The sequence below is a fragment of the Streptococcus sp. 1F3 genome (assembly GCF_054968985.1).
This window is the reverse complement of the sequence record NZ_JBUEQR010000005.1, coordinates 1-4,411: the sequence shown is the minus strand read 5'-3', so window position 1 is coordinate 4,411 and position 4,411 is coordinate 1. Positions and strand designations below refer to the sequence as shown.

General features: G+C 42.1%; 4 protein-coding genes and 1 pseudogene. 4 read left to right on the top strand and 1 reads right to left on the bottom strand.

Features of this window, described 5'->3' with window-relative positions:
* The 4 genes and pseudogenes from ACVPON_RS00130 to tkt form a co-directional block, all read left to right on the top strand.
* Positions 1–501 (top strand): annotated as a pseudogene (locus ACVPON_RS00130) (hypothetical protein); the annotation flags it as partial.
* Positions 494–973 carry a hypothetical protein gene (locus tag ACVPON_RS00125; RefSeq protein ID WP_462874814.1) on the top strand — a complete coding sequence of 160 codons (480 nt, stop codon included), beginning with the start codon at positions 494–496 and terminating at the stop codon, positions 971–973. The pseudogene ACVPON_RS00130 and the gene ACVPON_RS00125, both read left to right, overlap by 8 nt.
* Positions 974–992: 19 nt before the next feature.
* Positions 993–1,853: a DUF6572 domain-containing protein gene (locus ACVPON_RS00120; RefSeq protein WP_462874812.1), complete on the top strand. Its 861-nt coding sequence runs from the start codon at positions 993–995 to the stop codon at positions 1,851–1,853.
* Between the two features lie 352 nt (positions 1,854–2,205).
* On the top strand, positions 2,206–4,176 hold the full coding sequence (gene tkt, locus ACVPON_RS00115; RefSeq protein ID WP_462874810.1) for a transketolase: 1,971 nt from the start codon (positions 2,206–2,208) through the stop codon (positions 4,174–4,176).
* A gap of 112 nt (positions 4,177–4,288) precedes the next feature.
* Here tkt and ACVPON_RS00110 read toward each other — a convergent pair.
* A partial coding sequence (locus ACVPON_RS00110) for a transposase (protein ID WP_462874816.1) occupies positions 4,289–4,411 on the bottom strand: 123 nt, incomplete at its 5' end.

Here is a 4,411-nt window from a genome sequence, read left to right as displayed (position 1 = left end):
AAGTTTGCGCTGGGGAAGGGAATGGAGTTTGGGACGAAGGCCGTTGTTGGGAATCTTACCAAGGGTTTGTCTGTTCACACTCCACAAGTCCAGTTGAATGCTCGTCAGGGTCAGGAATTTGTGGACTTGCAGGTGGTAGAGTTTGGGAAGGTTGCCCATAAGGTGGAGAAGAACATCACCATCCAGATGGTGGTTGATGGAGTAGAGCAGAAGATCCGGGTAGACGCGATTGGTTTTGATGAGGCTGGGAAGATACGCATTCAGGAATACACGACTGCTCAGATTGGTTTGAAGTCTAGCCGGCAGAATCTGTTGGAGGATTTGTCTCAGTATGGTGGTGTGATTGTAGGTGCCGGCAAGGGAGACTTTGTTGGAGGTGTTGGGATTCCTAAGGGCACTCGGATTGATGTGGTGTCGCAGAAGACGGGAACGAGTACAATTGAATCTCCAGTTACGGGTTATTCTGTAGCTGGAGAAACTGCCTCATATAGATTTGTCTAAAAAAGTTGAAGATGGATTGATTAGCACAACTAAAGGGAGTCGACCATCTCCTTACCATGTGTATTCAGCAGAAGAAATCGCTGCACACCTTTCTATGTTTGACGATGGAGCAGTAAAAGTTATGAGTTTTGATTCCTATGATTATGGAGTACAAAACTTTGGTTTAACGATAGGACATCAAGATGGACACTATGTCATGCCTAAGTCTGTTTTTGATAAAGCGATAAAAGCATCTGATGGAAATCCACGAGTTTTGGAAGAATTATTGGGGTTGGAACAGGAGGATCTTGGAGATAATCCAGTTGTAATAGATATCCAACATTATAAAAATCTTCGGATACCATCTGGTAATGAAGCTGGAGCATGGGAAGGATTTTGGGAGCCAGGAGGTTACACTAAGGGAGGAATTCCAGAGGCAGTGATTGATCCAGTTGATGAAACAGATTATATAGTACGAGAATTATATAAATAAGTTTAGAAAGGAGAGCGTAATGAAAGTTTTAAAAGGTTCTAATTTTATTATTTATGACCGAGATGGAGAATATAGTATTAATTGGATGAGAGGAAGAGATAGATTTTCATATCCAATATCTAAACAATTAGCAGAAAAAGCGTTGGCAACAGAGAATGACGGAAAAGAGGTCATGTTCTATGTAGAACATGGTCGTTGGGCTGAGGAAAACGAATTGGAACATTACAATGAAACCAGTATTATTACTCATAGGGGGAACGATTTTATTGTTTACGAAGAAAATGGGAGCTATGAGATGCGGTTCATGACAGGCGGATTTCAAGATCGAGAGGTGACATATCCTATCTCAAAAGATCTTATGGATAGAGCCTTTGAGTCGCCTCAAGATGCTTACGAAGTAAAAATGTACTTAATGACAGGACATTGGCCAGATAAGAGTCAAGAAGAACTAGATAGAAACTTTCTAAGACAGTTTCCAGAACAAATTCTCAAGAATCCGTTTTTTTCAAAGTCCTTATTTTCAGAGTATGAATTTACGAAGCTATTGAAGCAAGTGATTGGGACAATTTTACAAACCAGTAAAATTGATAGCTTAGGTATCATTTCAGAACATTTGGAATTCTTGCTTTTAGACCCACTCAAATGGCAGGAAGAAACAGATAGTGTTCATCTACAGATATTGCAAGAAAAGCTGAACAACTATATTCACTTTATTGAAAGCAAGCAGTATGTGGAAGGCTACGGTGATGATTTTAAGGAGAAGGTGATCAACCTTAGCTTCCAATATCCTCCGTCAGACAATGGACTAGCCTTTCTAGTGCAAGTGCAAAAAGTTTTACAGACAACAGATATTCGCCTGAAGGTGGTTCTACCAGAATAATTGATAGATATTCCCTAGCTTATGATGGTTGGGGAATTTTGGTATAATGGATGTGAATGAGTATTCTTCATATTGATTTTTAAAGAGTATAAGTGTTTGGATGAGTTGTCCTATCAGTCATCGGTGTCAGTAGCTGTCAATACCCAAATCTAGAAATAAAAAGATAGGGGAAAGCGAGATGTTGATATCATGATTTTCTATAGTTGAAGGCTGGAAAAAGGCTTCCTGAATTGAAGTGATTTACTGATGAGTATTAGGGGGTAAAAATAAGTCCAAATCTTGAACTTATTGTAACAACAAAAATGCTTTATGCTATAATGGAACTAGAATAACTTTTTAAGAGGAGGAAGATATGTCACACGTATCAGTCAATGCGATTCGCTTTCTTGGAATAGACGCTATTGAACAATCGAAATCAGGTCACCCAGGAGTGGTGATGGGGGCAGCACCTATGGCTTACAGCCTCTTTACCAACCAAATGCGCCTCAATCCACAAGTACCAAACTGGATCAATCGTGACCGTTTCGTCTTGTCAGCTGGACATGGTTCGATGTTAATCTATGCCCTTCTTCACCTATCAGGTTTTGAGGAAGTGAGCATAGAAGAGATTAAAAACTTCCGTCAATGGGGTTCTAAAACACCTGGTCATCCAGAATATGGTCACACTGCCGGGGTTGATATTACAACGGGGCCTCTCGGTCAAGGGATAGCGACTGCGACAGGATTTGCGCAGGCAGAACGTTTCCTTGCAGCCAAGTACAATAGGGAAGGCTATAATCTCTTTGATCACTATACCTATGTTATCTGTGGTGATGGAGACTTGATGGAAGGAGTATCTGCTGAGGCAGCTTCTTATGCTGGTTTGCAAAAATTAGATAAGCTGATTGTTCTTTACGATTCAAATGATATTAACTTGGATGGGGAAACGAAAGATTCCTTTACAGAAAATGTACGTGCTCGTTATGAAGCCTACGGTTGGCATACAGATTTCGTAGCAGACGGTACAGATGTGGCAGCTATTAACCAAGCTATTGAAAAAGCAAAAGCAGCAGGTAAGCCAGCTCTTATCGAAGTAAAAACAATCATCGGACATGGTTCTCCAAACAAACAAGGAACAAATGCTGTTCATGGTGCGCCACTCGGGGCAGAAGAAGCAGCAGCAACACGTAAGGCCTTGGATTGGTCTTATGCTCCATTTGAGGTGCCAGCTGAAGTGTATGCAGATTTCAAGGAAAAAGTCGCTGATCGAGGTCAAGCAGCTTATGCAGCTTGGGAAAAACTAGTTGCCGATTATCGAGTAGCCTATCCAGAATTGGCAGAAGAAGTCGATGCAATCCTTGAGGGCCGTGATGTGGCAGAGTTGAAACCAAGCGATTTCCCAGTCCACGAAGCAGGCTTCTCCCAAGCGACTCGGAACTCAAGCCAAGATGCGATTAACGCAGCAGCAAAAGTACTTCCAACCTTCTTGGGTGGATCAGCTGACTTGGCGCATTCAAATATGACCTACATCAAAGCAGACGGTTTACAAGACGATGCTCATCGCCTCAACCGCAATATCCAGTTTGGTGTTCGTGAATTTGCGATGGGAACTGTTTTGAATGGTATGGCAGCTCACGGTGGGCTTCGTGTTTATGGTGGTACATTCTTTGTCTTTTCAGACTACCTGAAAGCTGCGATTCGTTTGTCCGCTCTTCAAGGACTTCCAGTGACCTATGTCTTCACACATGATTCGATTGCAGTTGGGGAAGATGGTCCAACCCATGAGCCGATTGAACATTTAGCAGGTCTTCGCGCCTTACCAAACTTGAATGTTTTCCGTCCGGCTGATGCCCGTGAGACACAAGCTGCTTGGTACTTGTCCTTGACCAGTAAATCCACACCGTCAGCCCTCGTTCTTACTCGTCAAAACTTGACGGTAGAAGAAGGAACTGACTTTGATAAGGTTGCAAAAGGAGCCTATGTCGTCTATGAAGAAGCAGGTTTTGATACTATTCTTCTTGCATCAGGTTCAGAAGTGAACTTGGCTGTTACAGCTGCTAAGCAATTAGCGACAGAGGGAATCAAGGTTCGGGTAGTGAGCGTGCCATCAACTGAGCTCTTTGATGCTCAAGATGCAGCCTACAAGGAAGAAATCTTGCCGAGTGCAGTCCGTCGTCGTGTTGCTATTGAAATGGCTGCAAGTCAAAGTTGGTACAAGTATGTCGGCTTAGACGGTGCGGTACTTGGTATCGATACCTTTGGAGCTTCTGCACCAGCAGCTAAAGTCATTGAAGAATACGGCTTTACTGTTGAAAATGTAGTGAATATTGTGAAAGAATTGTAAAAAATAGTTTCATAATTTGATATTGAAGGGAGTGGTCTCAGTCTTGAACTTGATTGAGAGCGCTCCTTTATTTTAATCGGCTCTTTGTCAACTGTAGTGGGTAGATGAAAAGCTAACACCTAGAGAGGACGAACTTCGTTCTCTCTTTCTTTACGTTTAAAGCAATCAAAATGCGTTTCTTAAAGTTTTCAAAGTTCCTGAATCCAAAGGCATTTCTTTTAATGACTTTGATGAG